Source organism: Bacteroidota bacterium, assembly GCA_039821555.1.
Taxonomy (GTDB): domain Bacteria; phylum Bacteroidota; class Rhodothermia; order Rhodothermales; family Rubricoccaceae; genus JBCBEX01.
Window position 1 is genome coordinate 1 of record JBCBNX010000011.1, and the last position, 18,268, is coordinate 18,268.

At 69.5% G+C, this 18,268-nt stretch carries 16 protein-coding genes and 2 tRNA genes; 13 read left to right on the plus strand and 5 right to left on the minus strand.

Going from position 1 to position 18,268, the window contains the following annotated elements; all coding sequences use genetic code 11:
- Window positions 1–305: 305 nt before the first annotated feature.
- Window positions 306–2,441, plus strand: coding sequence for a thioredoxin domain-containing protein (locus AAFU51_12580; protein ID MEO1572095.1), 2,136 nt, complete (start codon window positions 306–308; stop codon window positions 2,439–2,441).
- A gap of 93 nt (window positions 2,442–2,534) precedes the next feature.
- On the opposite strand, the gene AAFU51_12585 is transcribed toward AAFU51_12580, so the two are convergent.
- Complete coding sequence (locus AAFU51_12585; GenBank protein ID MEO1572096.1) at window positions 2,535–3,557, minus strand: DUF4097 family beta strand repeat-containing protein; 1,023 nt, start codon at window positions 3,555–3,557, stop codon at window positions 2,535–2,537.
- Window positions 3,558–3,668: 111 nt separating this feature from the next.
- Here AAFU51_12585 and AAFU51_12590 point away from each other — a divergent pair, with 111 nt between their 5' ends.
- The 6 genes from AAFU51_12590 (at window position 3,669) to AAFU51_12615 (ending at window position 8,087) form a co-directional block, all read left to right on the plus strand.
- Entirely contained in the window at window positions 3,669–4,346 is a 678-nt protein-coding gene (locus AAFU51_12590; GenBank protein ID MEO1572097.1) for a DNA-3-methyladenine glycosylase, read from the plus strand.
- A gap of 137 nt (window positions 4,347–4,483) precedes the next feature.
- Window positions 4,484–4,687, plus strand: coding sequence for a hypothetical protein (locus AAFU51_12595; protein MEO1572098.1), 204 nt, complete (start codon window positions 4,484–4,486; stop codon window positions 4,685–4,687).
- Between the two features lie 111 nt (window positions 4,688–4,798).
- On the plus strand, window positions 4,799–5,263 hold the full coding sequence (gene ribE, locus AAFU51_12600) for a 6,7-dimethyl-8-ribityllumazine synthase (protein ID MEO1572099.1): 465 nt from the start codon (window positions 4,799–4,801) through the stop codon (window positions 5,261–5,263).
- 216 nt (window positions 5,264–5,479) lie between these two features.
- Complete coding sequence (locus AAFU51_12605) at window positions 5,480–7,795, plus strand: two-component regulator propeller domain-containing protein (GenBank protein MEO1572100.1); 2,316 nt, start codon at window positions 5,480–5,482, stop codon at window positions 7,793–7,795.
- Between the two features lie 116 nt (window positions 7,796–7,911).
- A tRNA-His gene (locus AAFU51_12610) sits at window positions 7,912–7,987 on the plus strand.
- A gap of 27 nt (window positions 7,988–8,014) precedes the next feature.
- Window positions 8,015–8,087, plus strand: a tRNA-Glu gene (locus tag AAFU51_12615).
- A 76-nt stretch (window positions 8,088–8,163) separates the two neighbouring features.
- On the opposite strand, the gene AAFU51_12620 is transcribed toward AAFU51_12615, so the two are convergent.
- Entirely contained in the window at window positions 8,164–9,360 is a 1,197-nt protein-coding gene (locus tag AAFU51_12620) for a saccharopine dehydrogenase NADP-binding domain-containing protein (GenBank protein ID MEO1572101.1), read from the minus strand.
- Between the two features lie 138 nt (window positions 9,361–9,498).
- On the opposite strand from AAFU51_12620, the gene AAFU51_12625 reads away from it, so the two are divergent.
- Window positions 9,499–10,029 (plus strand): hypothetical protein, encoded by a 531-nt coding sequence (locus tag AAFU51_12625; GenBank protein MEO1572102.1) that lies wholly within the window; start codon window positions 9,499–9,501, stop codon window positions 10,027–10,029.
- 15 nt (window positions 10,030–10,044) lie between these two features.
- On the opposite strand, the gene AAFU51_12630 is transcribed toward AAFU51_12625, so the two are convergent.
- Together AAFU51_12630 and AAFU51_12635 are read right to left on the minus strand one after the other, a co-directional pair.
- A complete protein-coding gene (locus AAFU51_12630; GenBank protein ID MEO1572103.1) occupies window positions 10,045–11,523 on the minus strand; it encodes an FAD-dependent oxidoreductase in 1,479 nt (492 codons plus the stop codon).
- 236 nt (window positions 11,524–11,759) lie between these two features.
- Window positions 11,760–12,176, minus strand: coding sequence for a hypothetical protein (locus AAFU51_12635; GenBank protein MEO1572104.1), 417 nt, complete (start codon window positions 12,174–12,176; stop codon window positions 11,760–11,762).
- A gap of 129 nt (window positions 12,177–12,305) precedes the next feature.
- On the opposite strand from AAFU51_12635, the gene AAFU51_12640 reads away from it, so the two are divergent.
- The 4 genes from AAFU51_12640 to AAFU51_12655 all read left to right on the plus strand — a co-directional run bounded on the left by AAFU51_12640 (window position 12,306) and on the right by AAFU51_12655 (window position 17,058).
- Entirely contained in the window at window positions 12,306–13,379 is a 1,074-nt protein-coding gene (locus tag AAFU51_12640) for a class I SAM-dependent methyltransferase (protein MEO1572105.1), read from the plus strand.
- Window positions 13,380–13,444: 65 nt separating this feature from the next.
- On the plus strand, window positions 13,445–14,584 hold the full coding sequence (gene alr / locus AAFU51_12645; protein MEO1572106.1) for an alanine racemase: 1,140 nt from the start codon (window positions 13,445–13,447) through the stop codon (window positions 14,582–14,584).
- Window positions 14,585–14,729: 145 nt separating this feature from the next.
- On the plus strand, window positions 14,730–15,437 hold the full coding sequence (locus AAFU51_12650) for a response regulator transcription factor (protein MEO1572107.1): 708 nt from the start codon (window positions 14,730–14,732) through the stop codon (window positions 15,435–15,437).
- 109 nt (window positions 15,438–15,546) lie between these two features.
- Window positions 15,547–17,058: a HAMP domain-containing sensor histidine kinase gene (locus tag AAFU51_12655; GenBank protein MEO1572108.1), complete on the plus strand. Its 1,512-nt coding sequence runs from the start codon at window positions 15,547–15,549 to the stop codon at window positions 17,056–17,058.
- Window positions 17,059–17,490: 432 nt separating this feature from the next.
- Here the strand turns inward: AAFU51_12655 and AAFU51_12660 are convergent, their stop codons facing one another.
- On the minus strand, window positions 17,491–17,721 hold the full coding sequence (locus AAFU51_12660; GenBank protein ID MEO1572109.1) for a hypothetical protein: 231 nt from the start codon (window positions 17,719–17,721) through the stop codon (window positions 17,491–17,493).
- A gap of 86 nt (window positions 17,722–17,807) precedes the next feature.
- On the opposite strand from AAFU51_12660, the gene AAFU51_12665 reads away from it, so the two are divergent.
- Window positions 17,808–18,179 (plus strand): zinc-binding dehydrogenase, encoded by a 372-nt coding sequence (locus AAFU51_12665; GenBank protein ID MEO1572110.1) that lies wholly within the window; start codon window positions 17,808–17,810, stop codon window positions 18,177–18,179.
- The last annotated feature ends 89 nt before the right edge of the window (window positions 18,180–18,268 follow it).

Sequence of the window (18,268 nt, forward strand, 5' to 3'; positions counted from 1 at the left end):
ATCGTGGCGAAGAAGCCGGCGCGCGCCACCACGCCGCGCGTCGTGGCCGCCCCAGTGACGACGTGACGCAGCGCCACGTCGTCCCAGGTGTAGGCGCGGTCGGTGCCTCCGATGCGAGCGCGCACCCGCACCCGTAGTGTGCTCCCTTCCAGACCCGCGATGGTCACAAAGGTGTCCTGCGTACACCCGGCCGTTCCCTCGAGCGCGCCCGCGTCGTCGTCCCCTTGCTCATCGAGTCATATGAACCCCGGAGACCGCGTGACGGTTGATGCGGCATTCTCCCTTTCGTACGCCGTGCCCCGCTCGTGCCCAACCGTCTCGCCACCGCGTCCAGCCCCTACCTCCGCCAGCACGCCGACAACCCCGTGGACTGGCACCCGTGGGGCGACGACGCCTTCGCGCTCGCGCACCGGCAGCGCAAGCCCGTCTTCCTCTCCATCGGCTACGCAACGTGCCACTGGTGCCACGTGATGGCCCACGAGTCGTTCGAGGACGCCGAGGTCGCCGCGCTGCTCAACGATGCGTTCGTGTGCGTGAAGGTGGACCGCGAGGAGCGGCCCGACGTGGACCAGGTCTACATGGCCGTCTGCCAGGCGATGACGGGCCACGGCGGCTGGCCGCTCACGCTCCTGCTCACGCCCGAGCGCCAGCCGTTCTTCGCCGCGACCTACATCCCGAAGCACACGCGCGGACAGCGCCTCGGCCTCCTGGACTGGGTGCCGCGCGTACAGGCGCTCTGGCAGCAGGCCCCCGAGCGAGCGCGCAACGCCGCCGCCGAGATCACCGCGCAGGTGCGCGCCGCCCTCCAGACCGAGGCCACCGACACCCGGCTCGACGTGAGCGTGCTCGACCGCACCGCCCAGCAGCTCGCCCAGCGCTTCGACCCCGCGTTCGGCGGCTTCGGCGCGGCCCCCAAGTTCCCGACGCCGCACCACCTGCTGTTCTTGCTCCGGCACTGGACGCGAACAGGCGATGCCGACGCCCTCCAGCGTGTCACCCACACGCTCCGCGCGATGCGCCACGGCGGGATCCACGACCTCCTCGGCGGCGGCTTCCACCGCTACTCCACCGACCGCCGCTGGCTGCTCCCGCACTTCGAGAAGATGCTCTACGACCAGGCGCTCCTGGCGATGGCCTACACCGAGGCCTGGCAAGCGACGGGCGGGCCGGACGGGGGCGACGCGCTGTTACGCGAGACCGCCGAGTCGGTCTTCACCTATGTGCTGCGCGACCTCACGCACCCGCGCGGCGCGTTCTTCTCCGCCGAGGACGCCGACTCCGAGCACCCCGACGGCCACATGGAGGAGGGCGCGTTCTACGTCTGGACCGACCCTGAACTCGACGCGCTGCTGGGCGACGAGGCCGCCCTCGCGAAGGTCGCCTTCGGGACGGAGCCCGACGGCAACTTCGAGGACGAGGCCACGCAGCGGAAGACCGGCGCCAACGTGCTCCACACCGCCCGCGCCCTCGACACGCTCGCCACCGACTTCGAGACAACGGAGGCCGACATCGCCGCGCGCCTCGCCGCGATCCGGGCGACGCTCCTCGCGCACCGGAACGCGACGCGCAAGCGCCCGCTGCGCGATGAGAAGGTGCTCACCGACTGGAACGGGCTCATGATCGCCGCGCTCGCCCGCGCCGCCCGCGCCTTCGACCGCCCTGCCTATGCCGAGGCCGCCGCCCGCGCCGCTGCCTTCGTGCTCGCTGAGCTTCGTACCGCTGAGGGGCTCCTGCACCGCTGGCACGACGCCATTGCGCTGCCTGACGGCACCACCGCCCCGCCCGACGCGGGCATCGCCGCGCACCTCGACGACTACGCCTTCCTCGTCTTCGGCCTCACCGACCTCTACCAGGCGACGTTCGACCCGAGCTGGCTCCGCGCCGCGCTCGACCTCCACGCCGAGATGGAGGCGCGGTTCGGGGACGCCGAGCACGGCGGCTACTTCTTCACGGCGGCGGGCAGCGAGCACCTCATCACGCGCGTCAAGGAGTTCTACGACGGTGCCGCGCCCTCGGGCAACAGCGTCGCGATGCTCAACGGTCTCCGCCTCGCCCGCCTCACAGGGCACACCGACCTCGAAGCCGCGGCCGCCCGCGTCGCGCAGGCGCACGCCGACGTCGCCCAGGCCCCCGTCGCCCACACGTTCCTGATGAGCGCCCTCGATTGGCTCCTCGGCGATGCACACGAAGTCGTGATCGCCGGGGACCCCGATGCGGCCGACACGCAGGCCTTGGTGCGCGCCGCAGCGCAGGCGTTCGCGCCGAACACGGTCACGGTGCTACGTCCCACGGACGATGCGGCGGCTGTCGCGGCGCTCGCACCCTACGCCGAGGCGATGACGCCGGTGAACGAACGCGCCGCCGCCTACGTGTGCGAGGCCTTCGCCTGCCAGGCCCCCGTTAACGAGCCAGATGCCCTGCGCGCCGCGCTCCATACGTGAAGGCACAAAGGCGTACAGGGGTAAACGCATGAAGGTGCAGACGAGCAGAACGTCCGCACCTTCACACGCTCACACATCACGGAGTCGCGACGCTTACTCTGCGCGGAGCGTCACCCGGCCGCTGCTCGACGATGCCACGAGCCGGTTGCCGCCGCTGCCGAGCCGCCCGCGCGCTTCGTCGCGCTCGATCTCGCCGCTGAACGCGAAGCCCTCCGCCAGGCGGATCGAGCCGCCTTCGAGGCGTACGTCGGCGTTCATGCCCGCGGGGGCAGCCAGCGTAATCGAGCCGCTCGACGTCTCCACGACGGCCTCGCTGCTGAGGTCGAGCCGGGCGCGGATGTCGCCGGACGACGCGCTGCCGTTGAGCCGCCCCTTCACGATGCCGAGGTCGGCCGAGCCGGACGACAGGTCCACGCTCGCGCTGCCGAGGATGCCGCCCACTTCGAGGTCGCCCGAGGACGTGTCGCCGATGAACTCGGCGATGTCGCCGTCGCGGATTTCGAGGTCACCCGACGAGGCGTCGAAGCTGAGCCAGCGCGCGATGGCCGTGCGGATGGTATAGTCGCCCGAGGAGCAGTCGAGGGTGATCTCGTCCGCTTCGAGGCGGTCCGCGTCGAGGTCGCCGGACGAGGAGTCGACCACGATCTCGTCGGCGGTGATGCTGCCGAGCGTCACGTCGCCCGAGGAGAGGTCGACGACGAGGCGGTCGCCGGAGAGTTCGTCGATGCGCACGTCGCCGGAGGAGACGTCGACCGTGGCGTCGATGTCGACAGGCACGCGGACGACGACGGTGAAGCTCGCGTTCCAGTTGCCCCAGTTGAACATCCGGCGCTCGGGGTCGCTGCGCACGACTAGGCGGTCGCCCTGCATGGCCGCGCTGTAGCGCTTGCGCTCGAAGACCTCGTCGGCGTCGCGTCCGCGCCCGGTGATCGTCACGCGCGCCTCGCCGCTCCCGTCGAGGGCCTCCACGATCACGTCCTCGGCGGAGAGGTCAACAAAGAGGTCGTCGATGGCGCTCGCGTCGAAGGTTTCGTCGAGGTAGACGGTGCCGTTCTGGGCGGTCGCGGGGAAAGCGACGAGCAGCAGGAGCAGGGGAGCGAGGAGGCGCGGGAGCATGGCAGGCAGGGTGGCGTCAAACGAAACCGGCGCGGAGCCGACGGACGGGAGTGCTCTACGAGCGCACCGCCGTGGGGTTACCTCGCCGCACCAGAAAACCCGCCCCCGCCCATGTCGTCGCTGTTCGCCCCCGCTCCTGGCCCCTCCCTCGCCCCCGCGTTCTTCGCGCGCCCGGCACTCGTCGTCGCACGCGATCTGCTCGGGCGGCTGCTCGTCCACACGCACGCCGACGGAACGCGCATCGCCGGGCGCATCGTGGAGACCGAGGCGTACCTCCGCGACGACCCAGCGATGCACGGCTGGAAGGCCACGTTCGGTCCCGACGGCGTCGTGCTGCCACAGGGACGTGCCGCGGACCTCTTCGCACCGCCGGGGACGGCCTATGTCTACCGGATCTACTACACCAACTGGCTCCTGAACGTGGTCACCGAGCCAGAAGGCACCGCCGGAGCCGTGCTCGTCCGCGCCCTCGAACCGGCCGACGGCCTCGCGGCGATGCGTGCCAACCGACCCGCCTCGGTGCGCCGCACGCGCGACCTCGCCAACGGGCCAGGCAAGCTCACGCAGGCGCTCGGCGTGGACGACGCGGCGTTTCACGGCACCGACCTCACGCGCCCGCCGCTCTGCTTCGAGGCGGGCACGCCGGTCGACGACGACGCCGTTGCCACGTCGAGCCGCATCGGACTCACGCGCGGCATCGACCTGCCCTACCGCTTCTTCCTCGACGGGCACCCGTGCGTGTCGCCGGGCGTGCCGAGCGACGTGAAGCAGCGGCCGTCGAAGCGGTGACCTGAGACGGTTCGGGTTCGCGCCTTGCAGGCAACTCCCCCCGCTCTGCCCTCTGCTGCTATGCGCTGCGCCCTCCCCACCTGCGCGCGGTCACGGGCCACGCCAAGTCGGCGCAGACGTGGGCGGCCAACGGCCGCGTGCGGCACCTGGAGGGGCGCGTCAACGGACGCCAGGTCACGGTCGTCGCGCTCAGCGACACCGCGATGCTCCAGGAGGCGATGTGGGACGGCGTCGAGGTGCGCCGCGGCGACCGGATCGACCTCGTAGTGCGAAGCGTGTGTCCAGGGTCGCGCTACGAGGACACCGCGCTCAGCGAGCTGCTCCTCCTCGGCGCGCACTGAGCGTGGGCGCGCTCGCGCGCTCGGGGCTGCGTCTTTCTTCCATCTTGGCTTGACGCGGCAGCGAGCCCGGAGGGACTTTGTGGGTCCCATCTACTGGTTCCCCCGTCTGTCATGCCCATGCTCGAAGGCGCGCTCGTCGCCACCGATGCCCGCTTCGCCATCGTGGCGAGCCGCTTCAACGAAACGATCACGCAGCGCCTGCTCGACGGCGCGCTCGACGCGCTGCGCCGCCACGGCGCGGACGCCGACGACGTGACGGTAGCCTGGTGCCCCGGCGCCTTCGAGGTGCCGCTCGTCGCGCAGCGGCTCGCTGCCACGGGCGACTACGACGCCGTGATCTGCGTCGGCGCCGTGATCCGCGGCGCGACCTCGCACTACGACTACGTGGCCGGCGGCGTTGCCAGCGGCATTGCCCAGGCGTCGCTGACGACGGGCGTGCCCGTGCTCTTCGGCGTCATCACCGTCGAGAACCTGGAGCAGGCCTGGGAACGCGCGGGCACGAAGGCGGGCAACAAGGGCGCCGAGGCGGCCGCCGGGGCCATCGAGATGGTCAACCTCCTCCGGCAGATCGGATAGCGCCTTTCCACTAGACTCCTAGGCCGACCGCATTGGCCGACTAGGGCACGTTCCAGTCGCTCGCGCCAGGCAGGTCGGTGTTGTACCTTGCGGCCCGGTTTCGTCCCGACAGCGTCTCCTCACACACCAGCTCTGCGCGCCCCTCGACCGTCCGCTACGTTTCTTTCGCTCGCCCTCGCCTCCTCGGAGGCCTCCCCGCTGATCGATTCTGAACGTATGCGACGCTTTGCGCTATTTGTGCTGCTCCTCGGGCTGGCGCTGCCCGCCTGGGCCCAAGACACGCCTGAGGGTGCAGCTCCGGCAGGCCGCTGGCAGGCCTTGACCGCCTTCAACGAGGTGCGGGCTCTCGCCGCCTCGCCGACCACCGTGTGGGCCGCCACCTCCGGCGGCGTCTTCGGCTACACCCCGGCCTCGGGCGAGATCGAGCGCTACACCACCGTCGAGGGCCTCGCTTCGATCAGCCCAACGGCGATCGCCTACGACGCGGGGACCTCGGTGCTGTGGATCGGTTACAGCGACGGCGCCCTCGACCGACTCGACCCAGCCACCGGACTCGTGGAGTCGTTCTTCGACATCCGGCGCACCGACCAGTTTAGCGCGCGGCAGGTCGAGCGCTTGCGCGTGGGCGCGGGCGTGGTCTACGCGGCCACCGGATTCGGCATCGTGGTGTTCGACACCGACCGGCTGGAGGTGCGCGACAGCTACGTCAGGCTGGGGCCCCTCGAAGCCGGCGTCGTCGTGCGCGACGTGCTCGAAGCCCCGCTGCCCGACGGGACGCCTGGCCTCTGGGCTGCGACGGCGGGCGGCGTCGTGCGCGCGGCGCAGTCGGCCAACCTGCTGGAGCCGGGCGCCTGGACACTCGAAGCCAACGGCCCCGGCGACGCTGAGGCCTTGGCGGTCTTCCAGGGCGACGTCATGGCAGGCACCTCGCAAGACGTGCTACAGCGACGGACGGACGGCACCTGGGCCCGGCTCTTCCTGACGGGCTCGCCCGTGACAGCGCTCATCGCCGATGGCCCCCGGCTCCTCGGCGTCGACCCGTTCTCGGTGGTGGTGTTCGAGCCGGGCCAGGCCAGCCAGCGCCTCTTCGTTCGAGGCCCCACTGACGACTTCGCGGATGTGGTGGCGACCCTCGCCCTCGGTGCGGACAGCGAGATCTGGGTAGGCGACCTCCGAGATGGCCTACTGCGCCTTCCGCCTCTGGAGACCGCGTCGGGCGACATCATGCCGGACCAGATCGTGGTGCCCGACGGCCCACGCTCGAACCAGATCGACGACATCGACGCGGGACGCGATGGGGAGGTATGGCTCGCCACCCGCCGCACGATCAACCGAACGACGGTCGCGCGGCGCGATGGCAATGGGACGTGGCGCGTCTTCACAGAAGCCGAGGGCCTGCCCACGAGCAGCATGCTCAGCGCCCTCGCCGACCGCGACGGCGGCTTCTGGGGCGGGTCCTCCAGCGACGGACTCGTCCGCATCGACCCCGAGGGCGCCGTCACCGTCTTCGACACCGAGAACTCGTCGATCCTGTCGGGCCTGTCCAACCCGGACTTCGTACCGGTGGTAGACGCCGCGTTCGACGGCGACGGCCAGATCTGGGCGGTCAACCAGGCCTCGTCGCAGCCGCTCCACGTCCGTGACGACGTAGGCGCGTGGACCGGCCTCCCCTTCCCGTCGAACGTCCTCTCCCGCGACATCGTGGAAGGCGTGCTCATCGACCGGTTTGACCAGAAGTGGGTGTTCACGGCGGAGTCGGGCATCTTCGTCTATGCCCCAGGATCCAGCTTGCCGCAGGGCAGCGCGCCGTTCCTGCGCCCGGGCGGCGCCAACGGCATCGGACTCCCCAACGGCCAGGTGGAGGCCCTTGCCGAAGACCTCGACGGGCGCATCTGGGTGGGAACGCGTCGCGGCCTCGCCACCATCTTCTCGCCAGGCTCGGCCTTCAGCGGCGACCTCAGCCTGATCGAGCCCCAGTGGGCGCGCACCGAGGACGGCACCTCGTTCTTCCTGCGCGACCTCCTCATCAACGACATCGCCGTGGACCCGGCCAACAACAAGTGGCTGGCCTCGTCGAGCGGCGCGTGGCTCATCGACAGCGACGGGGAGAACGTGCTGTTGCGCTTCACGGAGGCCGATTCGCCGCTGTTCTCGGACAACGTGATCGCGGTGGACGTGGACGCCCGGACGGGCACGGTTTACTTCGCGACCGACCGCGGTGTGCTCAGCTACCGCGGCGAGGCGCTCGCGGCCGCCCCGACCGTCCGGGACCTGGACGTGGCCCCCAACCCCTATCGCCCCGCGCAGCATGCCGACGGAGTGCTCATCAGCGGGCTCGTCGCCGAGACGCGGGTGCGCATCCTCACCGTCGATGGGCGGCTCGTGCGCGCGCTCGACACCCGTGGCGGGGCGGTCCGCTGGGACGGGCGCGACGCCGACGGGCAGGCTGTGCCCTCCGGGGTCTACCTCGTTGCCGCATCAGGCCTCGGCGACGAGGGCACGGGCTTCGGCAAGATCGCTGTGATCCGGTAGGTGCCCCGCGTATGGGCATGGCCTCACGGGTTCTCCATTTGGAGAGCGGGCCTGAATGTCCCTATGTTTGTCAACTCTGGCCGCTGCATACGTATGTGAGGTCAGCATTGACATACGGATGCCGTAGCTCAGGTGGTTAGAGCGCCAGGTTGTGGCCCTGGAGGCCGTGGGTTCAAGTCCCACCGGTGTCCCCCCTTTGCGCCCTCGGCGTCTGTTCCTGCTCCGTTCGTCTAGTGGTTTAGGACGCCGCCCTTTCACGGCGGTAACACGGGTTCGAATCCCGTACGGAGTACATCAGAGGGCCGACTTCCCCGACGGGAGGTCGGCCTTCTGCGTTTCTAACACCTAGGATCGCCGCGCGGGAGCCGCTACTCGTCGAGCCGCTCAAAGCGCAGGCCGACGGCCTGGAGCCGCTCGCGATAGGGCGTGCCGAGCGCCGAGGCAGGCGTGAGGAGCCCGGCGGTGTCAGGAAGTGCGTCGCGGTCGAGGGCCAGCGCGAGGGCCGCCTCGCCGAGCATCTTCGATGTCTCGGTGTAGCCCGGATCGCCACCCTCGACTTTCGTCCGGACCGTGTGCAGCGTGCCATCGACGCCCGTGCGGCGGGCGACGAAGGTGAGGCGGAAGAAGGCGTTGGCGCGCGTCTCGGCGTCGGGCCCCGTGCCCTGCGGGTTGAGCGACATCAGCCAGTGCCGCGTCGGGCCGAGTTGAGCCAGCGCGAACGCTCCGGCGGCTCCGGCCATCAGCCCGCCGACCTGTAGCGGCGAGCGCGCCGTGCCGTAGTGAGCATAAGCGAACCCGTCGCCGTAGTGCTCGACGAACTGCGCGGAGCGCCGCACCACCATCGGGTCGATGACCGGGAGCGGGTAGGCCCACCGGTCCATCGCCTCGGCGCGGAAGGGCGCGGAGCGGGTCGCGTTCCTCGTCGCCGAGAGCGGGCGGACGGCGCCGACGTTGGCGGCATCGCGCCCGCCAGGCACCCTGGTCGTGCCCTCGGCCATGGCGCGGAGCGCGCTCGCCCACGTCCCGCCGGAGAACTTGCCCTTGATCGTCACGAAGCCGTCCACGGATATCGGGCCGCCCGCGGTGGGAAGCTGGCGCACGGCGAAGTGCGCCCCGAGGTCGGCGGGTACGCTGTCGAAGCCGCAGCACGGGACAATCTTGAGGCCCTGCTCGTGGGCCGGGCGGTGGTAGTGCCCGATGGCGCGCTTCCAGAAGTTGGGCTCGCCCGTGATGTCGCAGTAGTCGGTGCCCGCCAGGACGCACGCCTGCACGAGCGGCTCGCCGACCTCGGCGAACGGCCCGACCGTGGACGCCACGACGCGCGCCTGCTGCGCCATCTCGCGCAGCGCCGCCGGATCGCTGCTGTCGGCCACGACGAGCCCGATGCGCTCGGTGTCGACCCCGCTGTCTGCGAGCCGCCGCTGCACCTGCCGCAGCTTGTCGAGGTTGCGCCCCGCGATGGCCCACGCGACGCCCTGCGGCACGCGCCTCGCCAGGTGCTCAGCGACGAGGCTGCCGGTGAAGCCGGTCGCACCAAAGAGGACGACGGCGTAGGGACGAGACATGGCGATAGAGCGTGAAGTGAGTGAGCGAGATAAACAACGACGCTGCGCAAGGACACGCGGGTCCCCTTGCAGACCGCACCTCGATCCGCTTACTTCAGTCTTCGGCGTTTGCCTTAGCCATTCGACTCGACTCAGTCCATGACGCGCCTCTTCCTCATCTCGTCGTTCACGATTGCCCTTGCTGCTTGCTCGCTCTCCGAGGACGTTTCGCCGTTCGTCTCCGAGCCGGGTGGACTGCTCGAAACGGACAGGACGCGCTACAATGCGCAGGTCCTTCGAGATGGTCACGAGCGAATCAAGTTCGATGTACCGTTCGTCGCACAAAATCCCACGGGCGCACCCCTCTATCTCATGGGATGCAACGGTCCGCATCCGCCCGTCCTGGAAAAGTATGTGGACGGGACATGGAAGGCCGCCTACGACGCTGTGATTCAGACCTGCCAGGATCCCCCGCACGTGATTCCTCGTGGTGGAGAGCGAGCCGACACGCTTCGCGTGATTGCGTTTCTCCCGGGGCAGAATGCTTTGCCCACGTTCGACGTGGAGATCGAGGGTATGTATCGACTCCGATGGAAGATCTATGCAAGCCTCACCGATCAGGAGCACCCCGTTGGGCGCGACCCACTTTCCGCTGAGCAGCAGCTGTCAAACACATTCGAAGTCTATTGAGCGCAGAGCCGCCCGCTACACGATCCGATCCGGGTCCACGTCCTGCACCTCGCCACGGTAGCCGAAGAGCGTCTGCACGAAGCGCGTGACCGTCTTCGACTGCTTGCGGGCGTACCACTGGTCGGCGGCCCGGCGCGCGCCGAGGCCGTAGGTCGGGTACGGGTGGATCGTGTCGGCGATCTCGCGCAGGGACACGCCCCCCTTCATCGCCACGGCGTACTCGCAGATCAGCTCGCCAGCACGCGCCCCGAGGACGGTCGCGCCGAGGATCGTGCCGGTGAGGCTCTTGGCGAACACCTTGATCATGCCGACCGTCTCGCCGTCGGTGATGGCGCGGTCCACGCGGTCGTAGGGAAAGCGGTAGACGTCGTAGTTCGTGCCGGCCTCGTCGAGGTGCTTCTGCGTCGCGCCCACGTGCGCGAGTTCGGGCTCGGTGTAGGTCACCCACGGCACGTGCTTCGTATCGATCTTGCTCGGCAGCTTGAGCACGGCGTTGGTGGCGGCCACCTTCGCCATGTGCTCGCTCATGTGCGTGAACTGGTAGCGCCCGGTCACGTCGCCCACGGCGTAGATGTGCGACTGGTTGGTCTTGCAGTGGTCGTCCACGGTGATGCCGCGCGGGGTGTATTCAACGCCCGCCTCATCCAAGCCCAGCCCGTCGAGGTTGGCGCGGCGGCCCGTTGCCATGAGGAGCGCGTCAGCTTCGATGACGCGCTCGCCCGCCTCGATGCGGATCGTGCTGCCCTCCAGACTCACGCGGTCGGCGTTGGCCCCGAAGGCGTACTCGACGCCCTGCTCTTCCAGATAGGACTGCAGCATCGCCGCGAGGTCGGGGTCATCGTTCTGGAGGATGTGGTTGGTGCCGTCGATGACGGTGACGCGGCTGCCGAGCCAGCGGAAGGCCTGGCTCATCTCCGTCCCGATGGGCCCGCCGCCGACGATGGCGAGGTGCTCGGGGAGCCGCTCCATCTCGAAGAGCGTGTCATTGGTGACGTAGGGGACCCCACTCCCATCGCCAGGGTCGAGCCCCGGCACCGGCGGTACCCAGCCGCTCGCGCCTGCCGCGATGACAAACAGCCGTCCTGTGACAGTTGACGGCCCCTCGCCGCCCTCAATCGTGATCGTGTGCTCGTCCGTGAACCGCGCTGCGCCGTGGCGGACGGTGATACCCATGTCCTCGTAGATCTCCGGCGCGTCGGCCTCGTCGTAGACGTCCTCGCGGATCTGGTGGACGTGCGCCATGACCTTTTTGAGGTCCACCGTCGGCTCTACATCGACCAGCCCGTACTTGCTCGCGGTGCGCATCTCGTGGGCGACCTTGGCGGCCTTGAGGAGCGTCTTGCTGGGCACGCAGCCCGTCCAGGTGCAGTCGCCGCCGAGCCGGTGGCGCTCGATCATGAGCGTCTTCGCGCCGAGGTTGGCCGCGATGCCGGAGGCGGTCAGCCCAGCCGCGCCGCCGCCAATAACAATGAGGTCGTAGTCGTAGGAAGCCATGGGGTGTCGTAGGTCAGAGGTCGCAGGTCAAGGGTCTGAGCTGCGCCGTTCAGGGAATAGGGTGGCGCAAACGCACTTCAGAGTCATCCCCGCGAAAGCGGAAAGCGAAGCTTCACGCAGTAAATCCATACAGTCTATCGCGTGGATCCCAAAACCGCAGGTTCACGCCGTAATCAAGTCCGGGATGACGAAAACGGGAAATTGAAGCGACACGCTACGGCTTCTCGGGATTGACATCAGACAGCTCGGAACGAGGTCTTCTCAGGGGTTGCCTCGGAGGCGGTCTCCTTCTCGTCCATCGCGGCCTTGACCTTGGCGCGCACGCTCTTGAAGGTCGAGTAGCCACCGACCACCACGAGGCCTACGACGACCGCGTAGACCCACGCGGGCACATTCTGCCCGGCGACGATGAGGTAGAGGTAGGCCGAGACGAAGAAGAACGTCGCGGCGAGCGCGGGGGCTACGGGCGACTTGCCGCGCCGGACGTTGCGCACGAGCCACGCCACCGAGAGCGTGAAGAACGGGATCGCGCCGACGTAGATCGCGCCGAAGACGAGCGGGTTGACGCCGTACTGCTCGCCGAGCCCGAAGAACCAGTCGCGGAGCCCGTCGAGCCAGGAGGGATCGGTCTGCAGAAGGAGGAAGTCGAACATGAGACGAGCCGCAAGGACGATGAGGAGTGGGTGGCCACTGACATGACAAGCGCCCAGGGTCTTACGGTACGCACCGAGAACCATCCCGCGCGTGGCGTACTCTGTGCGCGCACCCTCACCCCCACTGTCATGCGCATCGGTGTCCTCGCCCGGCGCCCGCTCGACTGGCTAGCCGCGCGTCTCGGCTATGTCCCGGAGCCATTCCTACTCACGCACCCGGCGCTCGTGCAGGCGCGGGCGCTCATGACGGCGTGTGAGATCGGCCTGTTCGACGCCCTCGCCGACGGCCTCCGCACCACCGACGACCTCGCTGCCGACCTCGCTGCCGACCTCGGCACGGACGCCGCCGCCACGGCAGCCCTCGTCGATGTGCTCGTGGCAATGCGCTATCTCCGGCGTCGGCCTGGAGCCCACGACACAGTCCGGCTCACACGCGCGGCCCGGCGCTGGCTCACCAGGAACTCGCCGACGCCGCTCGTCCACAGCCTCGCCTTCCGCCGGGACGAGTGGACGTGGCTCGCGGGCCTCACCGATTTTGTGCGCTCGGGCCAGCCGCTCGACTTCCACGCGACGATGAGCGCCGCCGCCTGGGCACGCTACCAGGCGGCGATGGATGACCTCGGCCGGCTCTGCCTTCCCGAGTGCTGGCGGGGGCTACGCCGCTACCTCCCGCGCCCCGACGGCACGCCGCGCCATGCGCTTGACCTCGGCGGGGCCTCAGGCACCTATGCGACGGCGTTCGCCCGCGCCCGCTCCGACCTCCGCGTCACCGTGGCCGACCTCCCGGACGCCGTCGCGCTCGCCACCGTGCCGGACGACCTCGACGGGCGCCTCCGCTTTGCCGCAGCCGACCTGCGCACGGCCGACCTCGCCGCGCTCGACCCCGAGGTGCAGCGCTACGACCTCGTCTTCGTCTCGCAGGTCCTCCACCATTTTGACGCCGAGGCATGCCGCGACCTCGTGGCGCGCGCCGCGGCGGTGCTGCGACCCGGTGGCGTGCTCGCCGTGCAGGACGTGCTCCGTACTGATCGTCCAGACCCGCTTCCGGCGCTGGCGCAGCTGTACTTCGCGTTCACGAGCCGCTCGGGGGCGTGGACCACGGACGCCGTGCAAGGCTGGCAGCGCGAGGCCGGGCTGACGCCGCTGCGGCCCATCGCCTACCGCACCGTGCCCGGTGTCGGGCTCTTGGCCGCGCGGCGGTAGCTTGGGCCGCCCGAGGCCTGCGAGACGTTCGCCCTGGTCTACAGAACACCCGGTTGCCTGCTCCTGTGCCCCCTTCCTCCGTCCGTGCTGACATCGACCTCGGGGCGCTGCGGCGGAACGTCCGGCGGCTGGCCGCGCACGTCGCGCCGGCGCACCTCATGGGCATCGTCAAGGCCGACGCCTACGGGCACGGTGCGGTCCCCGTCGCGCAGGCGATGGCCGCCGAGGGGGTCACCTGGTCCGCGGTGGCGCGGACGGGCGAGGGTGTCGCCTTGCGCGAGGCGGGACTGACGGGCCGCGTGCTCGTCCTCGGAGCGCCGGACGATCTCGGCACCTACGCGGAGCACGACCTCGACCTGTGCATCACGTCTGAGGCCGTCGCCGAGGCGGTCCTCGCCTGGACTGTCCCCGGCGCGTCCCTGCTCCGCGTCCACGTCAAGGCCGACACCGGGATGCACCGACTCGGCCTGCCGCCGGAGACCGTGCCTGCCGTACTGACGAGGCTCTACGCCATGGAGCGCGTCGAGGTCGTCGGCCTGATGACGCACTTCGCCACGGCCGACGAAACCGCCTCCGCCTTTGCCGCAACCCAGGCATCCCGCTTCGACGCCCTCCTCGGCGCGATCGAACGCGCAGGCGTGCCCGTGCCGCCGGTCTTCCACGTTGCCAACAGCGGGGCGGCGGTCCTCGGGCCGCCCTTCGTGGCGCCCGCGGGCACGACGGCGCTCGCCCGGGTGGGCGGCCTCGTCTACGGCGTGCCATCGTCGCCGGACCTCGCGCGTGAAGCCGAGCGTCTCGGGCTGGAATCTGTGATGCGGCTCGTGGCGCCGATCGTGCACGTCCAGACAGTGGCGGCGGGCGAGAGCGTGTCGTACGCCCAGACCTGGACGGCCGCCGCTCCCACGCGCATCGCGACGCTCGCCGCGGGCTATGGCGACGGCCTCCCGCGCGCCCTCTCGAACATTGGCGAAGCCACGGTGGGAGGGCGGCGCTACCCTGTCGCCGGGCGCGTGTGCATGGACCTCACGATGCTCGACCTCGGCGCGCCGGACGGCTCCGGACGCGAGGTATGTGTAGGCGACGAGGCGGTGTTCTTCGGACCGGACGGCCCGTCCGCGTTCGAAGTCGGCGAGCGCATCGGGACGATCAGCTATGAGCTCACCACGGGGCTCACGGCGCGCGTTCCCCGTGTGGTGGTCGGGTAGCGGCTCGCGCTGGGGTTTGGTGCGTCATGGAATCCCCGGGAACGCATATCTTGAAGAGTCCGTGCAAGCTTTGTTAAGGCGCACGGGCGCTGCATGCCACGTGCGCTTCCCCCCACCTGTCCCACGTATTGACCGCCCTGCTCTCATGGCTACCTTCACCCCCGACGAGATTACACTCCTGGTCGTTGACGACGAAGAGGACGTGGTCGAGGTCGTCAGTCACTTTCTTCGCCAGGAAGGCTTCAACGTCCTGACCGCCTACGACGGCGAAGCGGCCATCGAGAAGGCGCAGCAGGACGTCGACGCGATCGTGCTGGACGTGATGCTGCCGGGCATGAGCGGCTTCGAGGTCTGCCGCCAGCTCCGTAGCCGCGTGGAGACGGAGACGATTCCGATCCTCTTCCTCACCGCCAAGGCCGAGGAGAAAGACCAGGTCGAGGGCCTCATGATCGGCGCCGACGGCTACCTCGTGAAGCCTGTCGCCCCGAGCGTGGTGCTGGCCAACGTGCGCGCCATCCTGCGCCGCGCGGGCTCCGAGGAGAGCCGCACGCTCAACGTGCGCGGCCTCATGATCTACGAGGACGAGTACCGCGCCACACTCGACAGCAAGGACCTCGGGCTCACGCTCACCGAGTTCGAACTACTGCGCTACCTCGTCCGCCATCCGCGCAAGGCGTTCACGCGCCAGCAGCTCCTGGAGACGATCTGGAAGGACGCCATGATGGTGACCGAGCGCACCGTCGACGCCCACATCAAGAACCTCCGCGAGAAGCTCGGCGACTTCGCCAAGCACATCCAGACCGTGCGCGGCGTCGGCTATCGCTTCGTCGAGGAAGAGACGGCCGAGGCATAGCGTTTGCCATGCGTCCGTCGTCCTTTGTCCTTAGCTAGGCAGGTCCAGCCACTTCAGGCTGCCCTTCCTGCGCCACAAAGGACGACGGACTGAGGACCAAGGACTGCCCATGAACCTCCGCCGTATCTGGACGCGGCTCCACCGGGCGCTGCTGCCGCGGCGCGCGTCCACCCAGACGTGGATGATGCTCACGTTCGCGTTCTTCGTGGGCGCAAGCGCCGTGGGCATCGGCCTCTACGTGTTGCTGGTGCTGCGCGTGCAGGTCCGGGACGCCGCGCGCGAAACCGTGCGGCTGCAGGCCGAACGCATCGCCGTCCAGATCGAGGCAGCCCCGGCCGAGCGCCGGGCGGACCTGGCGCGCCGCATCGCCGTGCAGGACGACCTCGACGTGGCCCTCGCCACCCGCGACGCCGTCCTCGCCAACGCCAACGACGCGGGGCCCGTGGACGACCCGAGCTTCTTCGGCCGCCCCGAGGTCAGGGACGCGCTCGACGGAGACGGGACCGAGTCGCGGGTCGGCTTCGATGAGCGCCGGACCGAAGGCGGCGAGGTCGCAGACCAGACGCTCTACGTGGCCCTCTGGCGCCCGGAGAGCGGCCTCCTCATCCGGCTCGGCGAGGCGCGGAGCCCACTCTTCGAGGTCGTCCGCCGCATGCAGGCTACCCTCGTGATCGGGATGGCGCTCGCGCTCATGCTCGCGCTCATTGCCGCTTGGATCGCCGCGCAGAAGATCGTCGGGCCGCTCGGCCACATCAGCAGGATTGCCCAGCGCATCGACGCGGGCGAGACGGACCGCCAGATCCGCGTGCTCACGCGCGCCGCCGAGATCCAGGACCTCGCCCGCAGCCTCAACTCGATGGCGCAGCGCTTCCGCGGCGAGGTAGGCGAGTTGCAGCGGATGCAGCAGATCCAGAACGAGTTCATCGGCAACGTCAGCCACGAGGTCAAGAACCCCATCTTCGCAGTCTCGGGCTACCTCGAAGCGCTCGGCAGCAGCGACCTGCCACCGGACCTCCGCCAGCGGTATGCCCGCAAGGGCCTGATGAACCTCGAACGACTCAACAACCTCTTCAGCGACCTCATCGAGATCGCCAAGCTGGAGTACCGTGAGGACCTCATCCACCCGGAGCGCTTCGACCTGCAGGAGTTGGTGGCCGACGTGTCGGAGACGGTCGTGCCGAAAGCCCAAGGAAAGGGCCTCGACCTCACGTTCGACAACCCGGCGGCCGAGGTCTGGGCCGACCGCGCCCGCATCCGCCAAGTGCTGACCAACCTGATCGAGAACGCGGTCAACTACTCCGAGGCGGGCAGCGTGCGCGCCCGGCTCCGCCAGCGCAAGGAGAAGGTGCGCGTCGAGGTCGTGGACACCGGGCGCGGCATCCCGGAAGAGTCACTCGACCGGATTTTCGAGCGGTTCTACCGCATCGACACGGCGCGCAGCCGCAAGGAAGGCGGCACCGGCCTCGGCTTGAGCATCGTCAAGCAGATCCTCCAGGCGCACGGCGAGCAGATCCACGTCGAGAGCATCACCGGACGCGGCACGCGGTTCTACTTCGAGTTGCCGCTCGCCGACTACGTGGACGCGGCCCAGCAGGCGGAGGAAGACGCGGAGTTCGCATGAGGGCCGCCCTATGTCTACGGCCGGACCCCTCCTTGCCACCAAGCTGTTCGTTCCGCGGGCGCAGCCGGACGTTATCCCGCGCACCCGCCTAGTCGAGCGACTCGATGCGGGGCCGGTCGGACCCGAGCCAGTTTGTGGACGACTTCAGCGGTAGCCATCGCTTTGTGATGGACTTCCTCGTGGAGGAGGTGCTCCACCGGCAGCCGCCCGAGTTGCAGGCCCTCCTGATCACCGACGGCCCGCTCCAGGCACTCCCGACGGGCGCGGGGGTGCTCGGCGCGGGCGTGGGGACGGGGGTGCTCTCGCTGGCGCTCGCGCCGTGCGCGCCACCGCCCCGACGCTCCTTCGCGACCTCCATCCGCGCCCGACCATGCCTGAGCGTTCGTCTATATCATCCTCAACGATGCGCGCTGTTGTGTGCCCGCGCTACGGCTAGCCTGACGTGCTGCACTTCGCCGAGGTGCCCAAACCCATGTCGCGCGCTGGCGAGGTGCTCATCCGCGTCGTCGCAACGACGGTCACCGTGGCCGATGCGCGCGTGCGGGCGTCCCCCGTGCCGTGTTGCTCCCAGCGCGGCTGTCGCTCGGGCTGCGTCGCCCGATTCTTGGCGCGGAGGTCGCGGGTGTTGTCGAGGCTGTCGGAGACGGCGTGACCGCGTTCCACGTCGGCGATGCGGTGCTCGGCTGCACGCTGCCGCGCTTCGGGACCTACGCTGAGTACGTCTGCTTTCGTTCGAGAACGCGGCGGCGATGCCAATCAGGACGCGTACTGCGCTGCACTTCCTACGACGCGTCGGGGTTGCGGCGGGCGACCGCGTGATGGTCCACGGGGCCTCCGGGAGCGTGGGGACGTGCACCGTCCAGGTCGCGAAGGTGCTTGGCGCAGAGGTCACGGGCGTGTGTAGCACCCGCAACGTCGACCTCGTCCGCAGCCTCGGCGCGGACCGCGTGCTCGACTATACCCAAGGCAACGTGTTTGCCGACGGCACCCGCTACAACGTGGTGCTCGACTGCGTCGGCGGGGTCGACTTCGCCGAAGCGGCGCGCGCGCTTGTCGGGGGTGGAGCCTATGTCGCGATCACCGACCTGCTCCTATCGGTCATCCGCGTCACATCGTCGTAGCCTTGCGCGCCCTTCTCGCACGGATTCGTCGTTGTGCGGCACTGGGGCGGACAGCCGAGCACCCGGAGTCAGGAACCGTCATGGTCCCT

What these genes read in the sequence shown, in the direction of transcription:
- AAFU51_12640 (MEO1572105.1), top strand. Translation starts at nt 12,306, where the DNA reads ATGCGCATCGGTGTCCTCGCCCGGCGCCCGCTCGACTGGCTAGCCGCG.
- AAFU51_12605 (MEO1572100.1), top strand. Translation starts at nt 5,480, where the DNA reads ATGCGACGCTTTGCGCTATTTGTGCTGCTCCTCGGGCTGGCGCTGCCC.
- AAFU51_12655 (MEO1572108.1), top strand. Translation starts at nt 15,547, where the DNA reads ATGAACCTCCGCCGTATCTGGACGCGGCTCCACCGGGCGCTGCTGCCG.
- AAFU51_12665 (MEO1572110.1), top strand. Translation starts at nt 17,808, where the DNA reads ATGCCAATCAGGACGCGTACTGCGCTGCACTTCCTACGACGCGTCGGG.
- AAFU51_12590 (MEO1572097.1), top strand. Translation starts at nt 3,669, where the DNA reads ATGTCGTCGCTGTTCGCCCCCGCTCCTGGCCCCTCCCTCGCCCCCGCG.
- AAFU51_12625 (MEO1572102.1), top strand. Translation starts at nt 9,499, where the DNA reads ATGACGCGCCTCTTCCTCATCTCGTCGTTCACGATTGCCCTTGCTGCT.
- AAFU51_12630 (MEO1572103.1), bottom strand. Translation starts at nt 11,523, where the DNA reads ATGGCTTCCTACGACTACGACCTCATTGTTATTGGCGGCGGCGCGGCT.
- AAFU51_12635 (MEO1572104.1), bottom strand. Translation starts at nt 12,176, where the DNA reads ATGTTCGACTTCCTCCTTCTGCAGACCGATCCCTCCTGGCTCGACGGG.
- AAFU51_12620 (MEO1572101.1), bottom strand. Translation starts at nt 9,360, where the DNA reads ATGTCTCGTCCCTACGCCGTCGTCCTCTTTGGTGCGACCGGCTTCACC.
- AAFU51_12585 (MEO1572096.1), bottom strand. Translation starts at nt 3,557, where the DNA reads ATGCTCCCGCGCCTCCTCGCTCCCCTGCTCCTGCTGCTCGTCGCTTTC.
- AAFU51_12650 (MEO1572107.1), top strand. Translation starts at nt 14,730, where the DNA reads ATGGCTACCTTCACCCCCGACGAGATTACACTCCTGGTCGTTGACGAC.
- ribE (MEO1572099.1), top strand. Translation starts at nt 4,799, where the DNA reads ATGCCCATGCTCGAAGGCGCGCTCGTCGCCACCGATGCCCGCTTCGCC.